The 26559-nt window shown below is 70.4% G+C and carries 18 protein-coding genes and 1 pseudogene; 13 read left to right on the top strand and 6 right to left on the bottom strand.

What is annotated here, in order from left to right:
* Positions 1-204 precede the first annotated feature (204 nt).
* Positions 205-879, top strand: a complete 675-nt coding sequence (locus OHA73_RS45550; protein ID WP_327653716.1) for a class I SAM-dependent methyltransferase — start codon at positions 205-207, stop codon at positions 877-879.
* A gap of 915 nt (positions 880-1794) precedes the next feature.
* On the opposite strand, the gene tpg is transcribed toward OHA73_RS45550, so the two are convergent.
* On the bottom strand, positions 1795-2352 hold the full coding sequence (gene tpg, locus OHA73_RS45545) for a telomere-protecting terminal protein Tpg (RefSeq protein ID WP_267072664.1): 558 nt from the start codon (positions 2350-2352) through the stop codon (positions 1795-1797).
* The gene (tap, locus tag OHA73_RS45540; protein ID WP_327653717.1) at positions 2349-4847 is read right to left on the bottom strand and encodes a telomere-associated protein Tap; all 2499 of its coding nucleotides are present in this window, start codon (positions 4845-4847) and stop codon (positions 2349-2351) included. Before tap ends, tpg begins: the two co-directional genes overlap by 4 nt.
* Before the next feature lie 684 nt (positions 4848-5531).
* On the opposite strand from tap, the gene OHA73_RS45535 reads away from it, so the two are divergent.
* From OHA73_RS45535 to OHA73_RS45525, 3 genes and pseudogenes are all read left to right on the top strand, one after another.
* Positions 5532-6287, top strand: a complete 756-nt coding sequence (locus OHA73_RS45535) for an alpha/beta hydrolase family protein (protein ID WP_327653718.1) — start codon at positions 5532-5534, stop codon at positions 6285-6287.
* Positions 6288-6598: 311 nt separating this feature from the next.
* A pseudogene (locus OHA73_RS45530) lies at positions 6599-7458 on the top strand (IS5 family transposase).
* Positions 7459-7532: 74 nt separating this feature from the next.
* Positions 7533-8464, top strand: a protein-coding gene (locus OHA73_RS45525) for an IS5 family transposase (protein WP_327658412.1) whose coding sequence is annotated in 2 segments (ribosomal slippage) — positions 7533-7931 and positions 7934-8464 — 930 coding nt in all. Because the reading frame shifts where the segments join, the coding sequence is not laid out codon by codon here.
* Positions 8465-9093: 629 nt separating this feature from the next.
* On the opposite strand, the gene OHA73_RS45520 is transcribed toward OHA73_RS45525, so the two are convergent.
* Positions 9094-9696 carry a hypothetical protein gene (locus OHA73_RS45520; protein WP_327653719.1) on the bottom strand — a complete coding sequence of 201 codons (603 nt, stop codon included), beginning with the start codon at positions 9694-9696 and terminating at the stop codon, positions 9094-9096.
* Positions 9697-10224: 528 nt separating this feature from the next.
* Positions 10225-11313, bottom strand: a complete 1089-nt coding sequence (locus OHA73_RS45515; protein WP_267073050.1) for a helix-turn-helix domain-containing protein — start codon at positions 11311-11313, stop codon at positions 10225-10227.
* Positions 11314-11645: 332 nt separating this feature from the next.
* Here OHA73_RS45515 and OHA73_RS45510 point away from each other — a divergent pair, with 332 nt between their 5' ends.
* From OHA73_RS45510 to OHA73_RS45490, 4 genes are all read left to right on the top strand, one after another.
* Positions 11646-11966, top strand: coding sequence for a hypothetical protein (locus OHA73_RS45510; RefSeq protein WP_266725811.1), 321 nt, complete (start codon positions 11646-11648; stop codon positions 11964-11966).
* 280 nt (positions 11967-12246) lie between these two features.
* Positions 12247-13845 carry a serine/threonine-protein kinase gene (locus tag OHA73_RS45500; RefSeq protein ID WP_267073051.1) on the top strand — a complete coding sequence of 533 codons (1599 nt, stop codon included), beginning with the start codon at positions 12247-12249 and terminating at the stop codon, positions 13843-13845.
* A gap of 103 nt (positions 13846-13948) precedes the next feature.
* Positions 13949-14608, top strand: a complete 660-nt coding sequence (locus OHA73_RS45495; protein WP_266725438.1) for a helix-turn-helix transcriptional regulator — start codon at positions 13949-13951, stop codon at positions 14606-14608.
* A gap of 55 nt (positions 14609-14663) precedes the next feature.
* Complete coding sequence (locus tag OHA73_RS45490) at positions 14664-15134, top strand: DUF3291 domain-containing protein (RefSeq protein ID WP_267073052.1); 471 nt, start codon at positions 14664-14666, stop codon at positions 15132-15134.
* Positions 15135-15282: 148 nt separating this feature from the next.
* Here OHA73_RS45490 and OHA73_RS45485 read toward each other — a convergent pair whose 3' ends face one another.
* A complete protein-coding gene (locus OHA73_RS45485) occupies positions 15283-16524 on the bottom strand; it encodes an ROK family transcriptional regulator (protein WP_267073053.1) in 1242 nt (413 codons plus the stop codon).
* A gap of 265 nt (positions 16525-16789) precedes the next feature.
* Here OHA73_RS45485 and OHA73_RS45480 point away from each other — a divergent pair, with 265 nt between their 5' ends.
* From OHA73_RS45480 to OHA73_RS45460, 5 genes are all read left to right on the top strand, one after another.
* Positions 16790-18166 carry an extracellular solute-binding protein gene (locus OHA73_RS45480; RefSeq protein WP_267073054.1) on the top strand — a complete coding sequence of 459 codons (1377 nt, stop codon included), beginning with the start codon at positions 16790-16792 and terminating at the stop codon, positions 18164-18166.
* Positions 18163-19089 (top strand): carbohydrate ABC transporter permease, encoded by a 927-nt coding sequence (locus OHA73_RS45475; RefSeq protein ID WP_406514614.1) that lies wholly within the window; start codon positions 18163-18165, stop codon positions 19087-19089. The genes OHA73_RS45480 and OHA73_RS45475 overlap by 4 nt, the downstream gene beginning before the upstream one ends.
* Positions 19089-19997, top strand: coding sequence for a carbohydrate ABC transporter permease (locus OHA73_RS45470; protein WP_266725430.1), 909 nt, complete (start codon positions 19089-19091; stop codon positions 19995-19997). Before OHA73_RS45475 ends, OHA73_RS45470 begins: the two co-directional genes overlap by 1 nt.
* 70 nt (positions 19998-20067) lie before the next feature.
* Positions 20068-23130 carry an alpha-mannosidase gene (locus OHA73_RS45465; protein WP_327658369.1) on the top strand — a complete coding sequence of 1021 codons (3063 nt, stop codon included), beginning with the start codon at positions 20068-20070 and terminating at the stop codon, positions 23128-23130.
* Between the two features lie 87 nt (positions 23131-23217).
* Positions 23218-24291, top strand: a complete 1074-nt coding sequence (locus tag OHA73_RS45460; protein WP_267073056.1) for a glycoside hydrolase family 130 protein — start codon at positions 23218-23220, stop codon at positions 24289-24291.
* A 451-nt stretch (positions 24292-24742) separates the two neighbouring features.
* On the opposite strand, the gene OHA73_RS45455 is transcribed toward OHA73_RS45460, so the two are convergent.
* Positions 24743-26416, bottom strand: a complete 1674-nt coding sequence (locus tag OHA73_RS45455) for an APC family permease (RefSeq protein ID WP_327658368.1) — start codon at positions 26414-26416, stop codon at positions 24743-24745.
* Positions 26417-26559: the final 143 nt, after the last annotated feature.

Here is a 26559-nt window from a genome sequence, read left to right as displayed (position 1 = left end):
CAGCTTCTCAGCGGGCGGGGTGCCGTGCGGCGCCGGACTTTCCGGGGAGGGGATGGAGGGCATGGCGGTGGCCGCCGTGCCGTGGCCGGGAACGATCACCGGGGCGGGGTGGGGTGGCGGCTGGGGGCGACAGTGGTGGGCGTTGCGCAGGCCGGCCGAAGGGCGTGGCACGGCCTGTCAGTTGTCTGCTCTGGGGTCGCCCGCGTGGCTGAGCTCTCCTACCTGACCGCCGTCCGCGAGTCCTACGACACGGTCGCCGCCGACTACGTCCAACGCGTCCCGTCGCCGGCCGAGATGGACCCGCTGTCCCGCGCGATGCCGGCCGGGTTCGCCGAACTCGTGCGGATGGCCGCTCTGGGGCCGGTCGCGGACCTGGGGTGCGGCCCCGGCCGCGTGACGGCGCACCTGGCCGGACCGGGGGTGCCCGCCTTCGGTGTCGACCTGTCGCCGAAGATGGTCGGGCCGGCCAGAAGCGCCTACCCAAAGCTGCGGTTCACCGAGGGCTCGATGACCGCGCTGGAGACGGGGGACGGCGAACTCGGCGGCATCCTGGCCTGGTACTCCACCCATCACACGCCCCCGCAATGGCTGCCGGCGGTGTTCGCCGAGTTCCACCGCACGCTCGCGCCCGGCGGCCACCTGCTCTGGGGAGACTACGTCGGCAACGAGCGGCTGCAGCCGACCCACGGCCACGGCCGACCGGTGTCCTACGAGTCGTACCTCCTGCCCCTGGACCGCATGGCCGGCCTGCTGGAGCAGGCCGGCCTCGCCGTCACCGCACGACTGGAACAGGAACCCGGCCAACACGTGACCAGGCCGCACGCCTGCCTCCTGGCCCGCAAGCCCGATGTGATGGGCACTGCCGGGGCCCGTCCCTGAGGCGAGGCCGCCGGGCCGGACCGCCGGCGATCGCCTCCGCCTCCTCCCGGGCCGTTCGGCGGGCGCGGCGAGGGCGGCGAGGTTCCGCCGGCGCGCGGCCCGAGGGCTCCCCCGGCGGCGTCCCATGCATCCGGGCACCCGTTCCCCCGTTCCTCCCTGCCTGTTGACGCCTGCTGCGAGGAGCCCACGGACCAGGACTTCGCGGTCCATCACCGGGCTGTGGCTGCCGGGCACGTGGCCAGGACCTGGCCGGTACCCGTCGCGGCCACGTTGCCGGCCGGCCCCAGGCCCTCGCTCCAGGAACTGCCGGTGCCAGGTGGCCGGGTGGTTGGGAGGACGAGGCAGGAAATGGGCGCGCCGGGCCAGGACGTCATTCCAGCGCGCACAGAGGAGGACGTGGATGCGGACCGGGAACCCGGCTTCGGCTTCGGCTTCGGCTTCGGCTTCGGCTTCGGCTTCGGCTTCGGCTTCGGCTTCGGCTTCGGGGACGATCCCGGATCATCCTCTGCTGCCCCCTCTGTCTTCCCTGCTCCAGCCGCAGTCTGCGACGGGGCCGGACCGTCCGGCAGAAGGGGCCGTTTCAGGCTTCGGGAAGCCGCTCACGCACCGGGCCGAGGAACGCCGCCGGTTCCCGTGCCGGCACGGCCGGGACCGGCGGTACGTACGGCGGACACGAGCGGACGCGGACGGACGCGGGCGGCTCACACCCTGCCGGCCGGCAGACGGGCCCGGGTGCTCCGGCACGCCGGGCGGCGAAGACCGCCCTGCCCCCCATCCAGCAGCTGTGCGAGCGGCAGGCGCGTGGGGACGGGCCCGTGGCCGCCCGTCGCCGGCAGGGCCGGATGCCGCGGGCACGGCGCGCCTGCCCGCGGGGCCGTCCGGCAGGCCCCCGCGGGCTGTTCGGAGCAACGGCCGCTACAGGTCGAACTCCAGGTGCTCGATATCGGTGAAGCGGACCTCTTCCAGGCTGCCCGCGCGGCGGCCGCCGTCCTGGAAGTACACCTCGCGCAGCGCGTCGGCCGCGATCCGGCGGAGTTCCTCATCGGAGGCGCCGGCCTGCCGGGCATCGAAGAGGCGGCCGGCGTGGACGGGCGGCAGCGCGACGGTCAGGTGCCGGATGCGGTCCTGGTCGGTGGTGCCGATCGGGGCGGTGTAGCCCATGCGGGCGCGGGTGTCGATGACGAGGCCGTCCGTGCTGGCCGCCTTCTGCCGCGCCTTGGCGCGGACCTGCGGCTGCCAGCGCCTCTTCACCTCGCGTTCCAGGCGCGCGGCGAGATCCGGGCGGGGCTTTTTGATCTGGTCCTTCACATAGCGCTCGACGGTGCGCTGGGAGACGCCCAGCAATTGGGCCGCCTTCCTGGTGCCGCCCAGCTGTCTGACCAGGTAGCGCATCTGCGGGCCCGCCCTCTTGGGTGCCGGGCGCGTGAACGCCTTCTGCACCGCGGCGTCCAGACCATCGGCGAACAGGCTCATCGCCCTCCCCTCCCCTGCTCACCGGTGTCGGCGTCGGTGACGGTGCCGTCCTTGATGTAACGGGCGAGGTTCAGCTCCGGGGCGTCAAACCGCTCGCGGACCTCCTCACCCCACAAAACGGACTGGGTGCCCTCGTGCTTGACCAGGCCGGGGTTGATGCCGAGCCGGAAACCGCCGGGCAGCGGCTTGCCGTCCCGGTAGGGCAGGAAATCCAGCGGACCCGGCCCGCCCGCGGCGTAGACGACACAGTCGGACAGCACCGCAACCGGGTACTGCCCCGTGAACGCCGCATGCTTGACGATCTTGCGGTGCAGGTTGATGCGGGTGCGGGCGATGACCGCCGCGCGGATGTCCGGGCGCCAGGTCGGGCGGGCCAGCGCGCGCCACGGCTCGCCCGGCCGCCAGCCCTCCCCGCGGGGACGCTCGCGCAGCTTGCCCAGACCACCCTTCACGGTCGCCTTGATCGCCGAGCCGACGATCGCCAGCTGGGGGTCGCGGTCCCGGTAGCCGTCCATCGCCGCCAGGAAGTCCCCGGGCGGCAGGTCCGCGGCGACGCCGAGGTCGGCCATCGTGGCGAGGTAGGCGTCGCGCAGCCGCTGGTACCAGCCGTCCAGATAGCGGCCGCTGTCGTAGCGCACCCACGCCTCGATTGGGCGGACCTCGTAGCCGAGCTCGGCCGCGTAGGCGACGGTCGGGGTCGCATACCAGGCCGGCCCCGTCGGCCGTTCGCCCTTCGGTGTGAACGGGGAGGGCAGCAGCGAACCGTCCAGCTCCACCCACCGGTCCCTGCCGGTCTTCACCCTCGACAGATCGACGTGGGAGAGATCCACCAGCCAACTGCCGGGCAGCTTCGCGTCGAAGACCGGGTCCGTGACATGCGCAGGCGCGCCGAGGCCGACATGGAGGCCGTTGGCGCCGGCCGCGAAGGCCATATTGACGTCGATGCCGACCAGATGACGCAGCGTGCACTCGGCGTCCGTCATCGGCCGCGCCCAGTCCAGGGCCTCCTCGAACAGCTTCTCGCCGGGGCCGCGGACGTGGAAACGGGGCAGGTCCCTGAGCAGCGGGTGGCCGTCGGGGGCCTCGCACGGCGCCGGATCGACCGGATCCCTGCCCAGCGAGCCGGGATTGTGCTCGGAGTGCCGGATACCGTCGCCGTCCGGACCCGAGGCCCGCGTCGGCGGGTGCAGCGCGGTCATCAGCTCCAGACCGGTCACCGCCGTCGAACCGCGCGGCGTCATCACCCGCGAGGCGTACACGCCCAGGACGCGGGCGAGTTCGGCTGGCGGGAGCTGTCCGGCCGTGTCCCAGTGCCGGGTGTCCAGCGCCTGCCAGGACGGGATGCACAGCTGCACACACGCCCGCTCCGTACCCGTGGCGGGCCGGTAGATGCGTGCCCAGGGCCCGAAGCCGCGCTTGGTCAGCTTCCAGTCCGCGCGGGCCAGCTGCCTGACGGCCCGGTGGCTGTCCGGGAGACGGCCGGCCAGCCGTTCCTGTTCCGTGAGGGCGGCCGGGAGACCGTAACGCTCCAGCGCGGCTTCGGTGAGCACGAGCAGCGGGTCGGCGTCCTTGCCCGGCCCGGACAGCTTCGGCTGCCCGAGCTCCGCCTCCGTCAGCGTCCACTCCACCAGGGCCGGCATCGACCTGGCGGGCACGTCCAGGACCAGACCACCGGTGCAGTACGCCACCACCCGCCCCTCCGCATCGACATCGACGACAGCCAGCGGGCCGTTCGCGAACCGCGCACCGGCACCGGCACCGGCACCGGCCACCGCGGTACCGGCCACCGCGGTACCGGCCGCCGGGGCCGGGGAATCCGCCGCCCGCGCCGGGGTGTTCGCCGCCGGCGCCGGGGAATCGGCCGCCGGGGCCGGGGAGTTCGCCGCCGGGGCCGGCTTCTTCGCACCGGGGCGGCGCGGCGTCGACGACGGCCCGGCGCTCCGCGCCGCACGCCGCGCGGGGCCCGGAGCCGGAGCCGTCCCAGCCCCGGACACGACCGCGGCCGCGGGATCCGGGGCCGAAGCCGTCGCAGCCGGGGCCGCGGGCTGGGGCTGGGGCTGGGGCTGGGGCTGGGGCTGGGGCTGGCGAGTCTCGGCTGCAGTCACGGCCGCAGCCCCGGGGGCCCGGCCCGGGGACAGACTCCGCGCGTGCGCCGGACCGGGCGCGACGGTGAACGCGGCGGACACCGGCGCGCCCGGTTCCGCCGGGGCGGGATAAAGCTCCGCGAGCCGGCCCAGCAGCCGCGCATACGCCTCCCGCTCCGGACCACGCGGCTCCGTCGGCTTCTTCGCCGACTCCCAGCCGGACACCGTGGCCCGCCGCACCTTCAACGCCACCGCCACCTGATCCAGCGTCAGACCATGCGCCACGCGCAACCGCTTGCGCTCCTGCGCGGGCGGCAACGACGCACGCGACGCCACCAGCGCATCGACCGCATCAAACAAATCAGCCCCGGACTCAGCCCCGGACCCGGACCCGGACTCGGACTCGGACATGGAACACCTCCCGACCCAGACCCTACCCCACCAACCGCACACATCGCGTACATCGACCGTACGGAAAGCGTACGAACGGGGGAAGGCGGGCTGTTCAGGGGCCGCCCGTGCAGCGCTGTGGCCGCGCACCGGTGGTGATGGCACTTCCCGGCAACGCCGTACAGCTAACGACCGGCACAGACAACGACACCCACGAGCAGGCCACTGCCGCCACCCGGACCGCCCGGACCGTCCGGGCTGTCCGGGCTGTCCGGGCCGTCCGGGCCGTCCGGGCCGTCCGGGCGCGGTACCCGGCGGGCCCGGCCCCGACTCCCCCTCGGCCCAGCCACACCACCCCTGCTCCACACACCACGCCACCGCCACCCGGCGAAACCACCGGACCGGCACCCGCCGGACCGCTATACGCCGGACCGGCACCCGCCCGGCCCGGTATGTGCCGGCCCGGTGCCCGCCCGGGCCGGTGCCCGCCGCCCGGTGCCCGGTGCCCGGTGCCCGCCGGACCGTGTGCGCCGGCGGGGGCCGCCCGGCCCTCCCCCCTGAGCGGTCAACAGTTGAACTGTCGAGAGGAGTGATCAGCGCGTGACATGCTGCTCACCGGCTCGCGCGTGGCACCGGCCGGTGCCACGCGCGCCCCTGTCCCCCGACCGGTTCCTGCCTAGGTGAGCACCACAGATGAAAGAAAAAGTGAGATTCCCCAGCGTCGTCGGCCCCGAACTGGCCGGAGTGATCGACCTGCCGGAGGGCGAGGTCCGCGGCTGGGGACTCTTCGCGCACGGCTTCACCCTCGGCAAGGACTCGCCGGCCGCCTCCCGCGTCAGCAAGCAGCTGGCCCGCGAGGGCATCGGAACGATGCGTTTCGACAACCTTGGCATCGGCGACTCCGACGGCGACTGGGGAGACGGCTCCTTCACCGTCAAGGTCCAGGACACCATCCAAGCCGCGGCCTTCATGGCCGAGCGCGGGACTCCCGTGGATCTGCTGGTCGGCCACTCCTGGGGCGGCGCCGCCGCCCTCGCCGCCGCCCGCGACATCCCCGGCCTGCGCGCCCTCGCCACCATCGCCGCACCCGTCGACCCCAGCCACGTCGAGCGCCAGTACGACACGGTCCTGGACCGCGTACTCAGCGAGGGCTCCCACGAATGGTTCGTGGGCGGGCGCACCCTCGTCCTCAAACGTGCCTTCGTCGAGGACGTCCGCAAGGCGCATCTGCGCGAGACGATCGGCGAACTGAACCTTCCGCTGCTGGTCGCGCACTCCCCCACCGACTCCACCGTCGACATCGACAACGCCGCGGAAATCTTCCAGGAAGCCCGCCACCCCCGCAGTTTCATCTCCCTCGAAGGAGCCGACCACCTGCTGACCGCGCGGGGACAGGCGCAGCGCGCCGCGCACATCATCAGCGCCTGGGCCGACCAGTACCTCGACGAGCCACGACCCTGACCACACCGCCCCACGCCGGGGCCGGCACTTGATCGCCCGCCCCGGCGCACCGACCGGCCCTCGAGCAGACGGGCATCCGCCGCCGTATGACGTGAACCAGGCCACACGCGGTACACCGTCGCTCCGGTCCCGGCCGGCCCCACCCCCGCGGCCGGACACGGCACAGCAGGCCACCGGCTCCCGAGCGCGAGACACACACGCAGCACTACACCATCGAGCGGCGCGTCAGCCTTCTTAAGACCTGTCGTCAAACTCCCGTCGTCGCCCCAAGGGCGGCCCGGCGGCCTAGGCCGTTTCGTTCAGATCATCTGATCGTTGGTCCGGGTGTGTCGTTGACTGACGTGCAGTGGGCGCGGATTGAGCCGTTACTCCCCGACCGGGCGCCGAAGCGGGGCGGCCGGTGGCGAGACCACCGCGAGGTGATCGATGCGATCGCCTTTAAGTTCCAGACCGGCACCCCGTGGATGTGCTTGCCGGAGCGGTACGGCAACTGGCGAGGCGTCTACAACCGGCTGCGGATGTGGGCCATCGACGGCACCTGGGAACGCGTCTTCACCGCGCTGATGGCCCAGGCCGACGCCGACGAGGACCTTAACTGGGCCGTCTCCGTGGACTCCACGATCGTGCGCGCCCACCAGCACGCGGCCGGGGCCCGCAAAAAGGGGCCCCGGCTGGCGAACCGGCCGACCACGCCATCGGCCGCTCCCGCGGCGGACTGACCACAAAGATCCACCTGGCCTGCGACGGCCGTTGCCGGCCTCTGGCCTTCGTCCTGACCGCCGGACAGGCCGGCGACGCACCCGCGTTCACAGCAGTCATGGCCCGTCTGCGGGTTCCACGACACCGGGGACGGCCCCGCACCAGACCCGACATGGTCCTGGCCGACAAGGCCTATTCCTCACGCGCGATCCGAGACCACCTGCGCAGGCGCGGCATCCGCACCGTCATTCCGGCCCCGGCGGACCAGCTCCGTCATCGCATGCGGCGAGGAAGTGACGGCGGCAGGCCACCTGCCTTCGACCGTGAGGCATACAAGCAGCGCAACACCGTCGAGCGGTGCATCAACCGCCTCAAGCAGTGGCGCGGCATCGCGACCCGCTACGAGAAGACAGCCACGATCTACCTGGCCGGACTCCACGTCGCCGGAATCTTCCTCTGGTCCGCACGGTGATCCAAACGAGAGCCCCTAGGGGCTGTTTCTCGGATCTCCTTACGTGAGTGGGGAGTTGGGGCCAGTCTGGGTGGATGGGGCGTGGGGATCTGACGAATGCGGAGTGGGACCGGCTTGAGTCGTTGCTGCCTCGTGGTGGTGCGCGCGGAGGCCGGTGGAGTGATCACCGGCGGGTGATCAACGGAGTGCTGTACCGGGTGCGGACGGGGGTGCAGTGGCGGGACCTGCCCGAGCGGTTCGGTCCGTGGGAGACCGTCTACAAGCGGCATCGGCGCTGGTCGGCGGACGGGACGTGGGTGATGCTGCTGTCTCGCGTCCAGGCCGCCGCTGATGCCGAGGGCCGCATCGACTGGGACGTCTCGGTGGACTCCACCGCAGTACGCGCTCACCAGCACGCCGCGGGCGCGAGGAAACAGTCTCCACCCGCCACGCCTCAAAAGGGGGCGGCAGCGGGGACGAACCGGGTCGATCCGGTGCTGCGGAAATTGGTCGTCCGGCTGGAGGAGGTGGTCAGATCGGCGAATGCCTGGGACGCTCCCGCGGCGGCTTCACCACCAAAATCCACCTCGCCGCCGACGGACGATGCCGGCCCCTCACCCTCGTCCTGACACCCGGACACTACGGTGACGGCCCTCAGCTCGAGCGGGTACTGGAGCTGATTTCGGTGCCCCGCCAAGGGGTTGGACGGCCCCGCAGCCGACCCGACAGCGTGCTGGCAGACAAGGCCTACACGTCCCGGAACAACCGCCGCTACCTGCGCCGACGCGGAATCCGACACACCATCCCCGAACGCGTCGACCAGCGAAGGCACCGGAAGAATCGCGGGTCGGGCGGCGGCCGGCCCACCGGATTCGACAGCGAGCACTACAAGAAGCGCAACACCGTCGAGCGAGCCATCAACCGCCTCAAGGGGTTCCGTGCCGTCGCCACCCGCTACGAGAAACGCGCCTACATCTACCTCGGCACCGTCACACTCGCAACCCTCATCATCTGGCTCCGCACCTGATCCGAGAAACAGTGCCTAATGGGGCCACCCCTGCTCGAGCGAAGCCGAGAGCTTGGGGAAACGTGCGACCGCAAGGCGCCGGAAAGCCCTCGTCGTGGAGCTACTCAGGCCTTTCGGCAACGCCGCGAGCGTGTCAGACGCCGCCGGGCAGACGGGAGTTTGACGACAGAACCTTCGGCAATGGCGCGGCTTCGCCACCCGTGGGGACGGCGTGGCGGAAGTGGCCTTGCAGCCCAAGCCCGCGCACCTTTCCCCCGGTTGAGGTGGAAAGGGATCCACCCCGTCCCCGTCTCCGGCACCACGCAATTCGGCGCCCGCGGGCCGCACCAGGACGCACGCGAACAGGATCCCCGCGCGCGACCGGCGAGACGGAACCCCTTGGCCGCAAGCCCTCACGCCCCAAACCGCCGGCCGAGCAGAAGCGGCATGCGCCCTCGCCCCGACCCGGGACAGGAAGCTCGGCCACAACCGCTCCTGACGTCGTGTGCCAGCACCGGCATCGCCCAGCCACCCATACCGGTGCGCTCTGCCGGCTACCGGTGAACGGACCGCTTACGGTCGCGCGCACAAGGGAGGGGCCGGCCCCGAACGGGCCGGCCCCTCCCCCCGCCTCGAGTTGCCCCAGGCACCTACAACGACGGCAGCGTCTGCGCCGGCGACACACCCGGCAGCGACGGCAGCTTCGGCAGACCCTTCAGGTCCGGCGCCGGCAGATCACCACCGAGCACGATCGCAACCACCACATTCACCGTCCCGGTCAACGTCGCCTGCAGCGCCGCAGCCGTCGCCTTCGCATCCCCCGCAGCCGACGCCTTCACCAAAGCGTCCACCTTGGCCTGCAGGTCCGCCGCCGCCTTCGCGACAAGCTCGGCGCCCGGGGCCTGCCCGCGGGCACCCGGCGCACCCGCCTTGTCAGCCGCCGCCTTCGCACCGGCCGTCAGACCGTCCAGCGCCTTCTTCACGCCGGCCGCATGCCCGGCGGCCTCCTCCTTGGACAGCTTCCCGCCGGGCGCCTTCAGCACACCGGCAACAAGGCCGGTCACCGGCTGCAGGACCGCGCCCGCCCCCGCCAGCGCCGCATTCTGCTTCGCCAGCGCATCCGCCCCCGGAACCGGAGCAACCGACGCACCGGACACACCACCGGCCCGCGAATCCATCACCGACGAGAACGCCGGACCGGCCGGACCGGCCACACCCAACGCGAGCGCACCACACAACACGGTGGACCCCAAGACACCGACTTTCCGGGAAAAACGCATAACCCACCTTTTCGCGATTGCAGTTGACGAGCACTACACCCCGCCACCCTGCAAACACCACACACACCCCGCAACCACAACAACACACCCAGCAACACCCACACAACCCAACAAAAGACCCCCCACCACACAATTCCCAGCCCCACCCGAACCTCCCACACACACAACCAAAAGAATCACCCCCAGAAACCCACCACCCACCACCCACCACCCACCCGACCCTGACAAAGACCCCGGACCAGCACCCCCAGAACAACCACCGACCAAAAAACCAGCACAACACCCCAGCCACCCCCACCACAGCGGCGTGCCGACCAGCCGCCACGGCAGCACGGAAGACGGCCAGCCAGTCGGCACTCCCGGCCCTCAGCCACTCCAGCGCACTGCCGGCCGAGGACAGGCCCACAGCGCCGCACCAACCGGCAGCCGGGACGCCGTGGACCGGTTCCAACCAACCCCAAAACGATCACGAGCGAACAGGCACAAGAGATCGTGCAGGCGCTAGCGGTCCCGGTCGGTGCCGAGCAGCCCTGCCTCCACCAGTTCCTCGGGGGTGTCCTCGGCGTCGTACAGGTGCTGTCCGGTCAGTCGGGCCGCGGGCGGGGCACCGGTGTCCGGGCCCGGAACGAGGGAGAAGCGGCGGAAGAGGCCGGCGCCCGCCGGGGTGAGCTGACGGTAGGACAGGTGGAAGGCGGCCGCCACGCGCAGCGCCAACCGAAGATGCCTGCAGCACCGGGCGACGTCGGCTAGAGCGGCCGGATCGGCCTGCGCCCGCTCCGGTCCGACGAGCGTGGTCAGGAACGCGGCCGCCTCGTCGGGACTCAGTTCGCCCAACGGAATGCGGTGCACGCTCTCCAGGCCCGTGAGCATGCGCCGGCTCGTCACCACGACCATGCCCGCTCCGGCGCCCGGCAACAGCGGGCGCATCTGGGCCTCGTCCCGGGCGTTGTCGAGGACCAGCAGGACCCGCTGGTCGGCCAGCAGGCGACGGTACAGTCCGGCGTGTCCCTGGGGGCCGGCCTTCGCGAGGTCCCGGTCGGCGACCTGGAGCGCCTTGAGGACGCCGAGCATCAACTCGGCGGGGTCCGGCGGCGCTTCGTCCATGCCGCGCAGGTCCACTACCAGCTGCCCGTCCGGGAACCGGTCCGCGAGGTCCCGTGCGGCGTGGAGGGCGAGCGTCGTCTTGCCCGTTCCCGGTGGGCCGGACACCGCGACCGCCACCGGGTGGGACCGCGCGCTCCACGGTCCGCTGGTCACCTCGGCCAGGCCCTGCGAGGCGACGCGCTCCGCGAGTTTCGTGAGCTGGGCGAGTTCCTGTTCGCGTCCGACGAAGTCGTCGATGCCGCGGGGGAACGACCGTACGCCCGTGGGGCTGTATCCGGTGCCGCGATCGCCGCGGGCGACCTCCAGGAGCCGGTCCCGGTCCGCCCCGCTCGGTCCGAGGCTGTCGGCGAGCGCGGCCACGGTACGCCGTTGCGGCGCGGCCTTCCGTCCCCGCTCCAGGTCACCGATGCCGCGGACGCTGACGCCCGAGGCCTCCGCCAGGCCCTCCATGGTCAGCGACGCGGCCGGCCGGAATTCCCGCAGCACCGCCCCGAACTACTCCCGCTCAGCGCCCATCCGGCCCCCTCATCACCGTCAGGCCTTCACGCCAACCCCCCGGCCTTGATCACTAAAACAGTACGAGACTTCCGTAACCGGGTTGATGTAGTCCGATGAACTGAACGGAACGTGTTCCCAAGGAAGCGCTCCGCCTCGATGCCCTCTGACTTTCGGCCCGATCTGGCTCTGCCCACGGGCCCGGCACGCGGCGGAGTACGGTGCGAGTACCGGGTGTGTCTCGCATGCCGTCGCCCTTTTCGGTGTCGCTCTCGGGGAATGGCAAGCCGGGGAGCCCGCCGGCTCCCGAGGACGGAAGACCGATGTATTCGCAATCCTCGATTTCCAGCCGTCGCAGCGGTCGCTCGACACCGACCGAAGAGGCACTCTTCGGTCTGACCTGTGTCATCTGCGGCACGGACTACCGGACCACGCCGACCGCGGACGCCTTCGTCGTCTCGCGCGGCGATGAGGGACCGACGCTCGCGTGCCGGGGCGTGTGCGCCCGGATGGCCAGTGGGTCGACCACCGGTCTGGACGAGGCGCCGCTGCCGCTGGCCGAGCGCGTACGCCGCTACGAGGCCGAACTCGCCAGAAGGCAGGCCGCTCAGGCCGAGGACGGCCGACCGGACAGCGATGCATGAGGCCGGTGGCCCGCGCCCCGGGTCCTGACCGACCGACCTGAAGGAACAAGCAGCCCAACGGGCAGTGGTCACCCTGACGTTCCCAGCGGCCCACAACCACGTCCCGCCACCGCCGAGGCGACGGAGGCGGTCCCCTCATCCTCCTGGTTGAATCGCGGGGCCGATACGGGCCGGCGTACTCATCGGGGTCCGTGGTGTCTACGGTGGTGGTGAGATTGCCCAGGCTTCAAGGTTCGGCAGGAACCTGAAGGGCCGACAGGAGACGGGTGGAGTGCGGGCCATGGGGGACGAGCGTGCGAGCGGCGCGGGGCACGGACGGGTGATCGCCGGGCGTTATCGCGTCGTCGGGCGGCTCGGCAGTGGCGGGATGGGGACCGTCTGGCGGGCCGTCGACGAGCGGCTGGGGCGCGAGGTCGCCGTCAAGGAGCTTCGGTCGTTCGACGGCGCCGACGGGCCTGATCCTACCGAGCAGCGGTTGCGGATGGAGCGCGAGGCGCGGGCGGCCGCGCGGGTACGCCACCACGGTGTGGTCGCCGTGCACGACGTCGTCGAGCACGAGGGCCGTCCGGTGATCGTGATGGAGTTGGTGGACGGCGAGTCGCTCCAGGGACTGTTGCAGCGGCGTGGCCCCCTCGATCCCGTGGAGGCGGCTCGTATCGGCGCCGAGGTGTCGGACGCGCTCGCGGCCGCGCACCGGGCCGGGGTGTGGCACCGGGACGTCAAGCCCAGCAACATTCTGCTCGAGCACGGTGGCCGGGTCGTGCTCACCGACTTCGGGATCGCCGCGCTCCAGGAGCCGGATGATGGCGCCGCCACACGGATCACGCGCAGTGGCGAGCTGGTGGGTTCGCTGGACTACCTCGCGCCCGAGCAGGCTCGCGGCGGCGACGTGGGGCCCGCCACGGATGTGTGGGCGCTGGGTGCCTCGTTGTACTCGGCCGTCGAGGGTGCGCCGCCGTTCCGGCGGACCTCCACGTGGTCGACGATCACGGCGATAGTGACGGAACCGCTGCCCGAGCCGCGGCGAGCCGGGCCTCTGGCGCCCGCGCTGGCCGAGCTGTTGGACAAGGATCCGGCGCTGCGGGCCGACGCCGTGCGGGCCGCGCAGTTGTTGAGAGCCACGGCCGCGGGTGAGCCGCTGCCACCCCGATCCCCCGACACCATGCGGCTGCGCCGGCCCGAGGTAGGGACAGAGACACAGGCAGAGCAGCAGGTGCCCAGACCTGGTCCCCATGCCTTCGCCGCCGGGGCATCCCCCATGGCCGCTCCACCGCGACACCCCGGACCGGCCGGCGCGGAGACCGTCAGCGCGCAGCGTGGCGACACTCGGCGACGCGGCACCGTCGCCGTCGCGGTCGCCGCGGCGCTGCTCGTCGGGGCCGGCGCCACGTACCTCGTGACCAGCCAGGGCGACGACGAGGGGAGCGGAAGTGCGGCGGGGACCGTCGCCGCAGATCGCTCCAAGTCGCCGACGCCGCCGTCACATTCGCCTTCCGACCCGCCGTCCGGTACCCCGTCGGCAACGCCTCCCGCGACCGTCACCCCCAGCGCCTCCACGAGCGCCGCTCCCAGCGTCTCCGCGAGTGCCACCCCCTCCCCCGCCTGCACACACATCGGCGGCGGCAGGTCCAACTGCCGCGTGTGGCGCTCCGCCACCTCGTACGACTCCCAGCACCGCCCCGTCGGCACCATCCGCCCGGGCACCAACTACTTCTACTGCCAGGCCAAGCGGCCGCAGCGGGAGACCCACGGGGAGTGGACGAACGTGTGGTGGGCGAAGACCGATGACGACAGCGGCAACTCCGGGGTGTTCGTCAGCGATGTGTATCTCACCGGCGGGAAGAACGATCAGCCGGTGCCGGGCCTCGCGGTGTGTTGAGGACGCAGCGGACCCGACCGCGCGCCGCACGCCTCGCGCCGCATGCCTCGCGCCTCGCGCCTCGCGCTCTATCGAGGGCCCTCGTTGGTCATAGACTCGACGCGTGACCAATGACGATTCCGCATTCGCAGCAGTGGGCGCGCTGAGCGACCCCGTACGCCGTCGCCTCTACCGCTACGTCGCCGCCCAACCGGACGACGTAGGACGTGACGCGGCCGCGGAGGCGGTCGGTGTCTCGCGGTCGCTTGCCGCGTTCCACTTGGACAAGCTGGTCGAGGCGGGGCTGCTCGTCCCGTCGTCGCGGCGGCTGTCCGGGCGCACCGGTCCAGGAGCGGGGCGGCCGGCGAAGGTGTACCGGCGCGGGGAGGGCGAGCACGCCGTGTCCCTCCCGCCCCGGTCCTACGATTCCGTCAGTCATCTGCTCGCCTCGACCGTGGAAAACGCGGGCCTGGACCGGGAGTTGCAGGAGGCCGCTCGGTCCGCGGGGGCGGCGCAGCCCGACGTGGCCGCCGACGATCTGGTCGACGTGCTGAGCGAGCGCGGTTATCAACCCTATTGGGACGAGGAGACGTTGCGGCTGCGCAACTGCCCCTTCCACTCGTTGGCCGAGGAGTTCCCCGCCCTCATTTGCGGGATGAATCTCGCACTTCTGGAGGGACTCGCACCCGCGGCGTGGTCGCCGGCGATGGATCCGCGCCCGGGCGGCTGCTGCGTGGCGCTCCGCCGGAACTCCGAGCAGGATTCCGCTCGCGAATCCGGGTGAATTTCTAAAACAAGCGAGTGTTGACTATAGAAACGGGCTCGGCCATGCTGAGCCCATGACCGACTTCCACCTCGCACAGGTCAACATCGGCCGCCTCGTCGCCCCGCTGACCGGACCCGAGCTCGCCGACTTCGTCGCACAGCTCCCCGAGATCAACGCGCTCGCCGACGGCAGCCCCGGATTCGTCTGGCGCATGGTCGGCGACGAAGGGGAGGACGCCACCGACCTCCGGCCCGACAGCGACGACGACATGGTCATCATCAACTGCTCCGTCTGGGAGTCGGTCGAGGCACTGCGCGCGTTCACCTACCACAGCGACCACCTACGGGTGCTGAGCCGCCGCCGCGAGTGGTTCCAACGCATGGCCGAGGCATACCAGGCCCTGTGGTGGGTGCCGGCCGGCCATCGGCCGAGCGCCGCCGAGGCGATGGAGCGGGTCGCGCAGATCCGTCAACACGGTCCGGGGCCCGAGGCGTTCACCTTCCGCGCCCCCTATCCGGCACCGGCCGCGACCGCCGGCCGATGACAGGCAGGCGGTCGCGGCCGGTGACAGGCAGACTGCCATCCCCGTGACCGAGGCGGGCGCCGCCGGTGCCGGTGCCGGTGGCAGCGAGGGACGTTCCGTGGGCGGCATCCCGCGCCGGAGCGCCGCTCCCCCGCGTACAAGCGCCCCCTCACCCCGACACCTCTGTCAACATCCCCCACCCCGGCGCGTAACGCCCATACAGCACAAGCGACGCCGCCCCTACTGCCCCCGCTGTCTCACCAATCAGACTCGGCTCCACCACCACACCACCCAACGCACGAGCCACCGACGTCGTATTGATCGCCTTGTCGATCTCCTCGCCCAGCACCTGTTCCACCCCGACGAGCGCCTCGCCGCCCAGTACCACCCGGCTCACGTCGAGCAGCGCCACCGCCCCTCGCACCGCCTGCCCCATCCGACGCCCCGCCAGGCGCACCACATCGAGCGCCGCTTCGTCCCCCGCGCCCGCCGCGCGCCGTAACAGCTTCCAGTCGGCGCGTACCGCACCAGGGACACCACTCAGGCCGATCCGGCGTGCAGCCGTACCTCCGTGTCGGGTGAACAGGTCCTCGACCAGCGCGGCGGGGTTGCAGTACGGGCCCAGGCAACCGTCACTACCGCAGTCGCAGCGGCGGCCACCCGGCTCGGTCTGGGCGTGGCCGATCTCGCCCGCGTTGCCCGAATCACCGCGCAGCACATGACCGCCCAGCATGACGCCCGCGCCGATCCCCGCGCCCATGTACAGGTAGAGGAAGCCGTCCGCGCGTTTCTCGCCGCCGATCCAGCGCTCGCCGATCGCCGCGGCCGTCGCGTCGTTGTCCATCGCGACCGGCATGCCCGTCGTCTGCGCGAACATGTCGAGCAGGGGTACGCGCCGCCAGCCGTCGAAGTTGGGCGGGTCCACGACCGCGCCCGTCTCCGCGTCGATGGGGCCCGGCGCCGCGATGCCCAGGCCCAGGAGCCGGCTGCGGTCGATCGCGGCGCGCTCCGGCAGCCGCAGCGCCGCACGCGCCACCCGGTCGACCACCTCGGCGGGATCGCTGGGGCGTGGCAGTGCGAAGCGGCGGCTGAGCAATATCGATCCGGCGAGGTCCACGAGGACGATCACGGCGGCGTCCGGGTCGAGGTGCACCCCGAGGGCGTAGGCGCCGTCGGCTCGCGGGGTGAGCAGGGTGCGGCGTTTGCCGCCGCTGGAGGGTGCGTGGCCCGACTCGGCGATCAGGCCCTCGTCGAGCAGTCTGCGTACGACGTTGGACACCGTCTGGTTGGTGAGTCCGGTCAGTGGGCCCAACTCGACGCGGCTCACCGGCCCTTTGGTGCGGATGGCGGCCAGGACGACGGCCTGGTTGTAGCCGCCGACCCTGGGCAGGTTGGTGCCGCTGCGCGCCATGGCGTTCCTCCCTTCGGGCAAGTCCGCCCCGGCACTCCCGCCAACTCGTGGCCGGCGCACCGGGTTTCGGCGTCGAGATTATGCAGCAGGCGTTGACTTAGTCCATCCATTGGATTTAGGTAATCGCCAACGCATCACGCACAACGCCCGCATCGTCGGTGGCTTCCGCATCGCCACCCGACCGGTGCATCGCAACACCTCTGGTACCGCCTGCAGTTGAGCGCCCGTCTTCGGGTGCCGAGCCGCCACCTCCTGGAGGAACCCCTTGCGCAAGAAGCTTTTCGCCGCCCTCGCGGTCACCATCGCGACAACGTTGTCCGCAACCGCTTGCGGTGGTTCCGGATCCTCCGCCGGTGGCGACTCGATCAAGGTCGTCTACTGGCAGCACCTGGATCAGAACGACCACAAGCAGCAGAAATTCCTCGCCTCGATGAAGAAGTCGTTCGAGAAGGCCCACCCGGGCAAGAAGGTCCAGATCGTTCCGGTCACGGCCTCCGAGAACGACTACTACACGAAGATCCAGCTGATGATGCGGTCACCCTCGACCGCGCCCGACCTGGTCTACGAGGACACCGCGCTGATCAACTCCGACATCGCCAGCGGCTATCTCAAGCCGCTCGACGAGTACGTGTCCAAGTGGTCGGACTGGAGCAAGTTCGCGAAGGCCGCCAAGGACGCCGTCTCCTCCCCCACCGACGGCAAGACGTACGCCGTCCCGGACGACACCGACACCCGTGGCATCTGGTACAACCAGAAGCTGTTGAAGAAGGCGGGCATCAAGACGCCCTGGCAGCCGAAGAGTTGGCAGGAGCTGCTCGACACCGCGCGCACGTTGAAGAAGAAGCTCCCGGGCGTCATTCCGATGAATCTCTACACCGGTCAGGCCGGTGGTGAGCAGTCCACCATGCAGGGCTTCGAGATGCTGCTGTACGGGACCGATGCTGCCGGTGACTCCCTGTACGACGCCAAGAAGAAGAAGTGGATCGTCGGCTCGCAGGGCTTCCAGGACGCGCTGAAGTTCGTGCACAGCGTCTACGACGAGGACCTGGGCCTGGACAAGTCCACCGCGCTCGGCCCGAACGCGGGCACCGAGGTGGGTACGAAGCTGCTGCCGAAGAGCAAGCTCGCCATCAACATCGACGGTTCCTGGATGGCCAACAACTGGCTGAAGACCGGCCCGAGCCCGTGGCCCGACTGGGCGAAGACGATGAAGTCCGCCGCCATGCCGACTCAACACGGCCAGGCGCCCGGCAAGGTCAGCATGTCGGGCGGGTGGGCCTGGTCGATTCCGTCGAAGGCCAAGAACCCCGATCTGGCCTGGCAGTTCACCAAGGCGATCAAGGACAAGGACAACTCGGTGAAGTGGAACATCATCGAGTCCACGACCGCCGTGCGCACCGACGTGGCCGCCGACCCGAAGTACCTCAACGCCACGCCGACCAACAAGTTCTTCACCGACCTCGTGAAGTACACCCACTTCCGCCCGGCGCTGCCGAAGTACCCGCAGGTCTCCAACGCCGTCACCAAGGCCATGGAGTCCGTGACCACCGGGCAGGCCTCGGTGGGCGAGGCCGCCAAGACCTATGACCAGGACCTGGCCACGGCCGTCGGCCCGGACGCCACCGTCAAGGGCGCCCGATGAAATCCGCCGTCGCCACTGCCGGTTCCACCGCCCCCGGTGGGCGCGCGGCGGGCCGCAGCGCCGCGAGTCGCTCACTGCTGCGCGGCATGCCGCTGCTGCCGTCGATCGTCCTGCTGGCCGTGTTCCTGGCCGGACCGATCCTGTACTGCGTCTACGACGCGTTCACCGACGCCCAGCTGACGGGTGCCGCCGAGACGAACTTCGTCGGCCTGGACAACTTCACGCGGGCGCTCGACGATCCGAACTTCCTCAACGCGCTGTGGCTGACCCTGGTGTTCGTCGTCGGCTCCGCCGTCATCGGGCAGAACACCCTCGGCCTGAGCCTCGCGGTGATGGCGGAGAAGGCCACCAAGCCGCTGCGCACGCTCACCAACGGTGTCGTGATCGCCGCCTGGGTGCTGCCCGAGGTGGTCGCCGGGTACCTGATGTACGCGTTCTTCTACAAGCAGGGCGCGCTCAACGACGTCCTCGGCTTCCTGGGGCTGCCGCAGCAGAACTGGCTGTACACCCTGCCGATCCTCGCGGTGTGTCTCGCCAATGTGTGGCGCGGCACCGCGTTCTCGATGATGGTGTACTCCGCCGCGCTCAACGAGGTGCCGCGCGAGCTGGTCGAGGCCGCCGAGATGGACGGCGCGGGCGTGTGGCACCGGCTGTGGCACGTGACGCTGCCGGTGATCCGCCGCACCATCATGACGAACCTGATGCTGATCACCCTGCAGACGCTCTCGGTCTTCGGGCTGATCTACGCCATGACGCGGGGCGGGCCCGGCAACAAGAGCCAGACCCTGCCGGTGTTCATGTACCAGCAGGCGTTCCAGAACAGCATGATCGGCTACGGCACCGCGATCGCTCTGGTGCTGCTGGTCGTGGGCGCGCTGTTCTCCGCCGTGTATCTGAAGCTGCTCAAGGTGGAGGAGGACTGATGGCGACCACCGATCTGCTGCCCGCTGCCGAGGCCGGCCGCGCCGACGGCGGCGCCCGGCCGTCTCCCGCGGCGGGCACGGCACGCCGCCGGATCCGTCCGGGACGTATCGCCGTCAATGTTGTCCTGCTGGTGATCAGCCTGCTGTTCGTGCTGCCGCTGGTGTGGATGGTGTTCGCGTCGTTCAGCTCGACGGCCAGCTTCGAGCTGAGCGTTCCCTCGCCGCCGACGCTGGACAACTTCCACGCGATCCTGAACACCGAGACGACGTTCCGGCCGCTGCTCAACGGGCTGCTGCTGTGCGGCGGGGCGACCCTGCTGTGCGTGGTCACGTCGATCCTGGCCGCGTATCCGCTCTCGCGCTACCGCTCGCGGCTGCGCCGCCCGTTCCTGTACACCGTGCTGTTCACCACCGGGCTGCCCATCACCGCCGTGATGATCCCCGTGTACAGCATGTTCGTGCAGGTCGAGCTGATCGATTCGATGTTCGCGACGACGCTGTTCCTGGCGGCCTCCGCGCTGCCGATCGGGATCTGGCTGATGAAGAACTTCATGGACGGGGTGCCCATCGTCCTGGAGGAAGCCGCGCGGATCGACGGCGCGAACGCCATGCAGTCGCTGGGGCGTGTGGTGCTGCCGCTGATGTGGCCGGGTGTCACCGTCGTCACCGTGTTCACCTTCATCAGCATGTGGGGCAACTTCTTCGTGCCGTTCGTGCTGCTGCTGTCGCCGGAGAAGCTGCCGGCGTCGGTGAGTGTGTTCACGTTCCTCAGTGCCCATGACCAGACGCAGTACGGGCAGCTGGCCGCGTTCTCCCTCGTGTACACGCTGCCCGTGGTGATGCTGTACCTGCTGCTGACCCGCAAGCTGGGCGGCGGGTTCGCCCTCGGCGGCGCCCTCAAGGGCTGAGCCCGCACCCCCGGGAGGTCCCAACTTCCCTCCCGTGCAGTCCTGTTCAACGCTCTTCGAAAGGTGTTCTGTGCACTCCGACCGCGACATCGTCCAGCACCGCCTCCGGCGCGTCCTCGACGAACGCATCCGGCCCGCCGTCCACGCCACCTCCGTCCCCCTGGAGATCGGCATCTGGCAGGTGCCGGGCGAGCCCGTCCCGGTGGCCGAGGGGCTGGCCGCCGAGTACCGGCCCACCGAGGTGGGCGCGCCCTGGGGCCCCGCCTGGACGACCAACTGGTTCAAGGTCAGCGGCCGCGTCCCCGAGGAGTGGGCGGGCCGGCGTGTGGAGGCCGTCGTCGACCTCGGCTTCGGTACCACCGAGCCGGGATTCTCCGCCGAGGGCCTGGCGTACCGGCCCGACGGCACGGCCGTGAAGGCGCTCAACCCGCGCAACACCTGGCTGCCGGTGGCCGAACAGGCCGTCGGGGGCGAGGAGTTCGTCTGCTACGTCGAGGCCGCGGCGAACCCGCTCGTCATGCACTCGGGGCCCGAGGACCGCACCTTCGCCATCACGCCGCTGGGCGGTCGCGCCCCGTGGCTGGACGAGGAGGGCGCCTCGAACGGTGAGCCGATCTACCGGCTGCGCCGCCTCGACCTGGCCGTCTTCGACGCGGAGGTCTATGACCTCGTCCACGACATGGAGGTCCTCGACCAGCTGATGCGGGAGCTGCCCGAGCAGTCGCCGCGCCGCTGGCAGATCCTGCGGGCGCTGTCCTCCGCGCTGGACGCCGTGGACCTCCAGGACATCGGCGGCACCGCGGCCGCCGCCCGCGCGATCCTCGCCCCGGCCCTCGCCTCACAGGCCGCGGCCGGCGAGCACCGCATCTCGGCGATCGGGCACGCCCACATCGACACTGCGTGGCTGTGGCCGCTGCGCGAGACGGTGCGCAAGGTCGCGCGTACCGTCTCCAATGTCACCCAACTGATGGACGAGTACCCGGAGTTCCGGTTCGTGATGTCCCAGGCGCAGCAGCTGGCCTGGCTCAAGGAGCACCGGCCCGAGGTGTACGAGCGAGCCCAGGAGAAGGCGAAGACGGGGCAGTTCGTGCCCACGGGCAGCCTGTGGGTGGAGCCGGACACCAACATCACCGGGGGTGAGGCGCTGGCCCGCCAGTTCATCCACGGCAAGCGGTTCTATCTCGACGAGTTCGGTGTCGAGACCGAGGACATGTGGCTGCCGGACACCTTCGGCTACAACGCGGCGATGCCACAGCTGATGAAGCTGGCCGGGGTGCGCTGGTTCCTCACGCAGAAGATCTCGTGGAACACCACGAACAAGTTCCCGCACCACACGTTCTGGTGGGAGGGCATCGACGGCACCCGTATCTTCAGCCACTTCCCGCCGGTCGACACGTACAACAGTGATCTGTCCGGCGCGGAGGTCGCGCACAGTGTGCGCAACTTCCAGGACAAGGGCGCGGCGAACCGTTCGCTCGCCCCGTTCGGTTACGGCGACGGTGGTGGCGGCCCCACCCGCGAGATGCTCGCGCGCGCCGAGCGCCTCGCGGACCTGGAGGGTTCGGCGCGCGTCGAGATCGAGAAGCCGGGCGACTTCTTCGCCAAGGCCCTGGAGGAGTACCCGGACGCGCCGGTGTGGGTGGGCGAGCTGTACCTGGAGTTCCACCGGGGCACGCTCACCAGTCAGATCGCCACCAAGCAGGGCAACCGGCGCAGCGAACACCTGCTGCGGGAGGCCGAGTTGTGGGCGGCGACGGCGGCGCTGCGCACGGGGGCGGCGTACCCGTACGAGGCGATCGACCGGTTGTGGAAGACGGTGCTGCTGCACCAGTTCCACGACATCCTGCCGGGTACGTCGATCGCGTGGGTGCACCGGGAGGCGGAGGAGACGTACCGTCAGGTCGCGGCCGAACTGGGCGAGTTGATCAGGTCGGCGCAGGAAGCTCTCGCGGGGCCGGCCGCCGGGGACGGCTCGCGGGTCGTCTTCAACGCCGCTCCGCACGCCCGCTCGGGCGCCGCCGCCCTGGGCACGACGGTGCGCCGCGAGCCGGTGGCGGTCACGGTCGACCCGCAGCCGCAGGACGGCGGATTCGTCCTGGACAACGGCCTGGTCCGCATCGTCATCGACGAGCGGGGCCTGGTCACCTCGGCGTACGACATCGAGGGCGAGCGGGAGGCGCTGCCGCCGGGTGCGGTGGCCAACCTGCTCCAGCTGCACCAGGACTTCCCGAACCAGTGGGACGCCTGGGACCTGGACGCCTTCTACCGCAACACCGTCACGGATCTGACGGCAGCGGAGTCGGTGACCGCCGTGGACGGCGGCGTCCGTGTCGTGCGTGCCTTTGGTGACTCGCGTATCGAGCAGACCCTCGCGCTCGCGCCGGGCTCGCGTCGCCTGGACGTCGACACGGTCCTCGACTGGCACGAGACGGAGAAGCTGCTCAAGGCGGCGTTCCCGCTGGACGTGCGGGCCGGGCACTCCACGGCGCAGGTGCCCTTCGGGCACGTCGAGCGGCCCACGCACACCAACACCAGCTGGGACGCCGCCAAGTTCGAGGTGTGCGCGCACCGCTTCGTGCACGTCGGCGAGCGGGGCTGGGGCGCGGCCCTGGTCAACGACTCGACGTACGGGCACGACGTCACGCGTGACGTCCGCGAGGACGGCGGCACCACGACGACGGTCCGGCTGTCCCTGGCCCGCGCGCCGCGCTTCCCCGACCCCGACACCGACCAGGGCACGCACCGGCTGCGCTATGCCCTGCTGATCGGCGCGGACGTCGACGACGCGATCCGCGAGGGCTACCACCTCAACCTGCCCGAGCGGACGGTGTCCGGCTCGGCGGAGGTGGCACCGCTGGTCGCCATCGACAACCCCGCCGTGGTGGTCGAGGCGGTCAAGCTCGCCGACGACCGCTCGGGCGACGTCGTGGTCCGCCTGTACGAGTCCCGGGGCGCCCGCGCCACGGCTCTCCTGACCCCCGGTTTCCGCCTCGCCTCGGCGACGGCCACGGACCTGCTGGAGCGCCCGCGCGCTGCCGACGAGCCCGCGTGCGAGGTCACGGACGACGGGGTGCGGCTGCGACTGCGGCCGTTCCAGATCCTGACGGTGCGTTTGGCGGCCGTACGGGACTGAGTACGCGGCAGGTGTGACGGGGCCCCGCGTGCGTGTGCGCGGGGCCCCGTCCTTTCGAGAACTCGACGACCAGGAGGTTCACCCGACATGGCGCACAACGACCGGCAGGCGCACGGGCGCCGCGGCATGCTCAAGGCCTCGGCGACCGTGGTCGGCGCGGCGCTCACGGGGTCGCTCGCCGGCGCGGGTAGCGCCGCGGCCGCGGACAAGCCCGAACGGTTCCCGCGTGGTCCCGCGACGTTCCCCATGGGGCCGTTCACCAAGAGCGACGCGAATCCGATTCTGCGTCCCGAGCCGGCACACGAGTGGGAGTCGGCGTATCTGTACAACCCCTGCGCCATCGTGGTCGGCGGCAGGATCGCGTTGCTGTACCGGGCGCAGAACAAGGCGAAGAGGTCCAGCATCGGGCTCGCCTGGAGCGATGACGGCATCACGTTCCGGCGCAGGGCGGAGCCGGTGCTCACGCCGAGCGAGCCGTACGAGCTGCCCGGTGGGTGCGAGGATCCGCGGGTGGTGCACATCGGTGACACCTTCTACATGACGTACACCGGCTACGACGGGACGAGCGCGCTGCTGTGCCTGGCGACGTCGAAGGACCTGGTGCACTGGGAGAAGCACGGGCCGCTCTTCCCCGAGCTGCACGACCCGATCCATGGTGACAAGCCCTGGAACAAGTCGGGCGCCATCCTCAGTACACCCATCGACGGCACGTACTGGATGTACTTCGGTGAGTCCAACGTCTTCTGGGCCCGGTCGAAGGATCTGATCCACTGGGAGACCGTCGGGAACGACGATCCGGTGGCGAAGCCCGTGCACGCCTGGGAGGGGTCCCTGATCGAGCCCGGTCCGCCGCCGCTGCGTACGGACGACGGACACATCCTGCTCGTCTACAACGCCCGTTCCGACGGCAAGGGCGGGTACACCAAGGGCCAGTACTCCACGGGTCAGCTCCTCATCGACCCGGCCGACCCGACCAAGGCGGTGGCCCGGCTTGAGCGGCCGTTCCTCGTGCCGACGTCGGCGGACGAGCAGGACGGCCAGGTCAACCACGTGGTGTTCACCGAGGGGTTGGTGCGGTTCCGCGATGCCTGGTTCCTCTATTACGGCATGGCGGATTCGGTGCTCGGTGTCGCGGTGTGGCGGCCCGGGCACGCGGCCTGAGCGTGCCGGACACTTCAGGCGGCCTCACGGTCGGACCTTCTCGTGGTGTCCGTATCTCGGCTGCTTTGCTCGTCACCGTGGACGAGGCGCAGATGACTCAGTCGATGGTGTCCGGATCCCGGGCGGGTCACTCCGCCCATTCGGTCCTCTATGCGGTCCATGCCGAGCAAGAGCAGTGCCATGGCCGGCAGGAGCAAAAGAGCCACGATCAGCATCGGTGGCTTCCTTTCCTCGACTTCTCCCTTTTCGCCTGCCCCGTACCTGGAGCCCTATGGTCGTGATGATGTGATGATTCCGTAACGCTAGGGATTGCCACTGATATCGCGATCTGGGCGATTTTCCGGGGAGGGGCGAATCCGAGGAGCCGTACCGCACCACATGTGGAGGCCCGCCCGGACTGTCGGGCGGGCCTCCACATGCGGTGCGTGGGCCTGGGATCGGCCAGGCACGGTCAGTGCGTCGCGCCCAGTTCCGCGTCCTCCATACGGGACTCCTCGCGCGCCTCCTCGATGTGCTCCAGCACGCGCTCGCGCGGGAGTCGTACGCGCAGGGCCAGCAGGTAGACGAGCGCGGTGAGTGCGAGGTTGGCGACGAAGCCCCAACCGAGGCCGATCCAGCCGAGCCCGCCGTCGTAGTCGCCGAGCCAGCTGATCACGGCGAGGCCGATGAGCCACGGCAGCACCCAGCTCGCGCCCGCCTTCCAGTCCATCTTCGGAGCGTGTCCCTTGTCGAGCACCTGGAGGACCGCCAGGACGACGAAGCCGATGCAAATGGTGAGGAACAGCTTGTAGTTGGTGTTCCAGCCCGCCCAATACACGATCAGGTTCGCCGAGTAGAGGCCGAGGAACGGGATGATGTCGCCGCCTGGAATCCGGTACGGCCGCTCGTGCTCCGGGATCTGACGGCGCATCACGGCCAGGACGAGCGGGCCGGACCCGAAGGACAGGACGGTCGCCGAGGTGATGAAGCCGACCAGTTCCTGCCAGCTCGGGAAGGGCAGGAAGACGATCAGCCCGAGGACGAAGGTCACGACCAGGCTGACCAACGGCGCACCCTTGGGCGTGGTCTTGGCCAGCCCTGCGGGCGCGTTGCGGTTGCGGGCCATGGCGTAGGAGATACGGGCCGTGACGGTGGTGTAGATGAGGCCGGTGTCGGCCGGTGAGATCACCGCGTCCACGTAGAGGATGTAGGCCAGCCAGCCCAGGCCGATGGCGCTGGAGATGGCGGCGAGCGGTCCGAAGTCGTTGGCGAAGGCCAGGTTGAGCCAGCCGTGCGAGTGCTGCAGGTCGCTCTTGGGGACCGCGCCGAGGAAGGCGATTTCGAGGAGTACGTAGATCAGGCCGGTGAGCAGTACGGAGCCGATGACGGCGAACGGGACGTTGCGCCGCGGATTGTCGGTCTCGCCCGCGAGTTCCACGCCTTGCCGAAAGCCCAGAAAGGAGAAGGTGATGCCCGCCGTGGAGATGGCCGTGAAGATGCCCTTGGCGCCGCCGGGGGCGAAGCCCCCGTACTCGGCGGCTCCGAGGTTGTGCGCGTGGAATGCGGTCACGAAGAACGCCACGATCACCAGGGCGATGGCCAGCAGTTTCCACCAGACGAGGACATTGTTAACGCGGGCGAACCAGCGGATGCCGTAGTAGTTCAGCAGCACGAAGAACGCCATGGCGACGACCGCGACGGCATAGCCGAGTGTGGTCAGGGTGTAGGCGCCGTTCGCCTTGTGGAAATCGGTGAAGTGCGCCCACTTCGTGGCGTATTGGAGGGCGCCCTCGACCTCGATGGGTGCCACCGTCGCGGCGGCGATCCAGGTGATCCAGCCCATGGTGTAGCTGGCGAAGGAGCCGAAGGAGAGGTGTGGAAAGCGCACCACTCCCCCGGACACCGGGAACATGGTTCCGAGTTCGGCGAAGCACAGCCCGATGAGGAGAATCATCACGGCGGCTATCGCCCACGAGAATATGGAAGCGGGCCCGGCGATCTTCGCCGCGTTCAACGCGCCGAAGAGCCAGCCGGACCCGATGATGGATCCCACGCCCGCGAAAAGCAGGCTGATGCGACCCATGTCTCTGCGTAGCGCTGTTTGTTGCTCCGAGGTCTTGCCCGAAGACTCAGTCAGCGTGGCCATCACCACATCCGTCCCTGATCTGCGGCCCACTCTTTCGAGGTCGCTCGCTTGATCTGCTACTGGGCGGCCGTCTGCCCTGCCGGTCGAGATCCATGCGGCATGAATCTAGTTTTGCCAAATGTTGGGCGCGGCAAGGGAGTTGG

The sequence above is a fragment of the Streptomyces sp. NBC_00483 genome (assembly GCF_036013745.1).
In the GTDB taxonomy this organism is placed as follows: domain Bacteria; phylum Actinomycetota; class Actinomycetes; order Streptomycetales; family Streptomycetaceae; genus Streptomyces.
The sequence above is the reverse complement of the archived record's forward strand: the minus strand, read 5'-3'. Positions and strand labels throughout refer to the sequence as shown.

What these genes read in the sequence shown, in the direction of transcription:
- tap (WP_327653717.1), bottom strand. Translation starts at nt 4,847, where the DNA reads ATGTCCGAGTCCGAGTCCGGGTCCGGGTCCGGGGCTGAGTCCGGGGCT.
- tpg (WP_267072664.1), bottom strand. Translation starts at nt 2,352, where the DNA reads ATGAGCCTGTTCGCCGATGGTCTGGACGCCGCGGTGCAGAAGGCGTTC.
- OHA73_RS45510 (WP_266725811.1), top strand. Translation starts at nt 11,646, where the DNA reads ATGTATTCGCAATCCTCGATTTCCAGCCGTCGCAGCGGTCGCTCGACA.
- OHA73_RS45485 (WP_267073053.1), bottom strand. Translation starts at nt 16,524, where the DNA reads ATGGCGCGCAGCGGCACCAACCTGCCCAGGGTCGGCGGCTACAACCAG.
- OHA73_RS45475 (WP_406514614.1), top strand. Translation starts at nt 18,163, where the DNA reads ATGAAATCCGCCGTCGCCACTGCCGGTTCCACCGCCCCCGGTGGGCGC.
- OHA73_RS45490 (WP_267073052.1), top strand. Translation starts at nt 14,664, where the DNA reads ATGACCGACTTCCACCTCGCACAGGTCAACATCGGCCGCCTCGTCGCC.
- OHA73_RS45500 (WP_267073051.1), top strand. Translation starts at nt 12,247, where the DNA reads ATGGGGGACGAGCGTGCGAGCGGCGCGGGGCACGGACGGGTGATCGCC.
- OHA73_RS45455 (WP_327658368.1), bottom strand. Translation starts at nt 26,416, where the DNA reads ATGGCCACGCTGACTGAGTCTTCGGGCAAGACCTCGGAGCAACAAACA.
- OHA73_RS45470 (WP_266725430.1), top strand. Translation starts at nt 19,089, where the DNA reads ATGGCGACCACCGATCTGCTGCCCGCTGCCGAGGCCGGCCGCGCCGAC.
- OHA73_RS45460 (WP_267073056.1), top strand. Translation starts at nt 23,218, where the DNA reads ATGGCGCACAACGACCGGCAGGCGCACGGGCGCCGCGGCATGCTCAAG.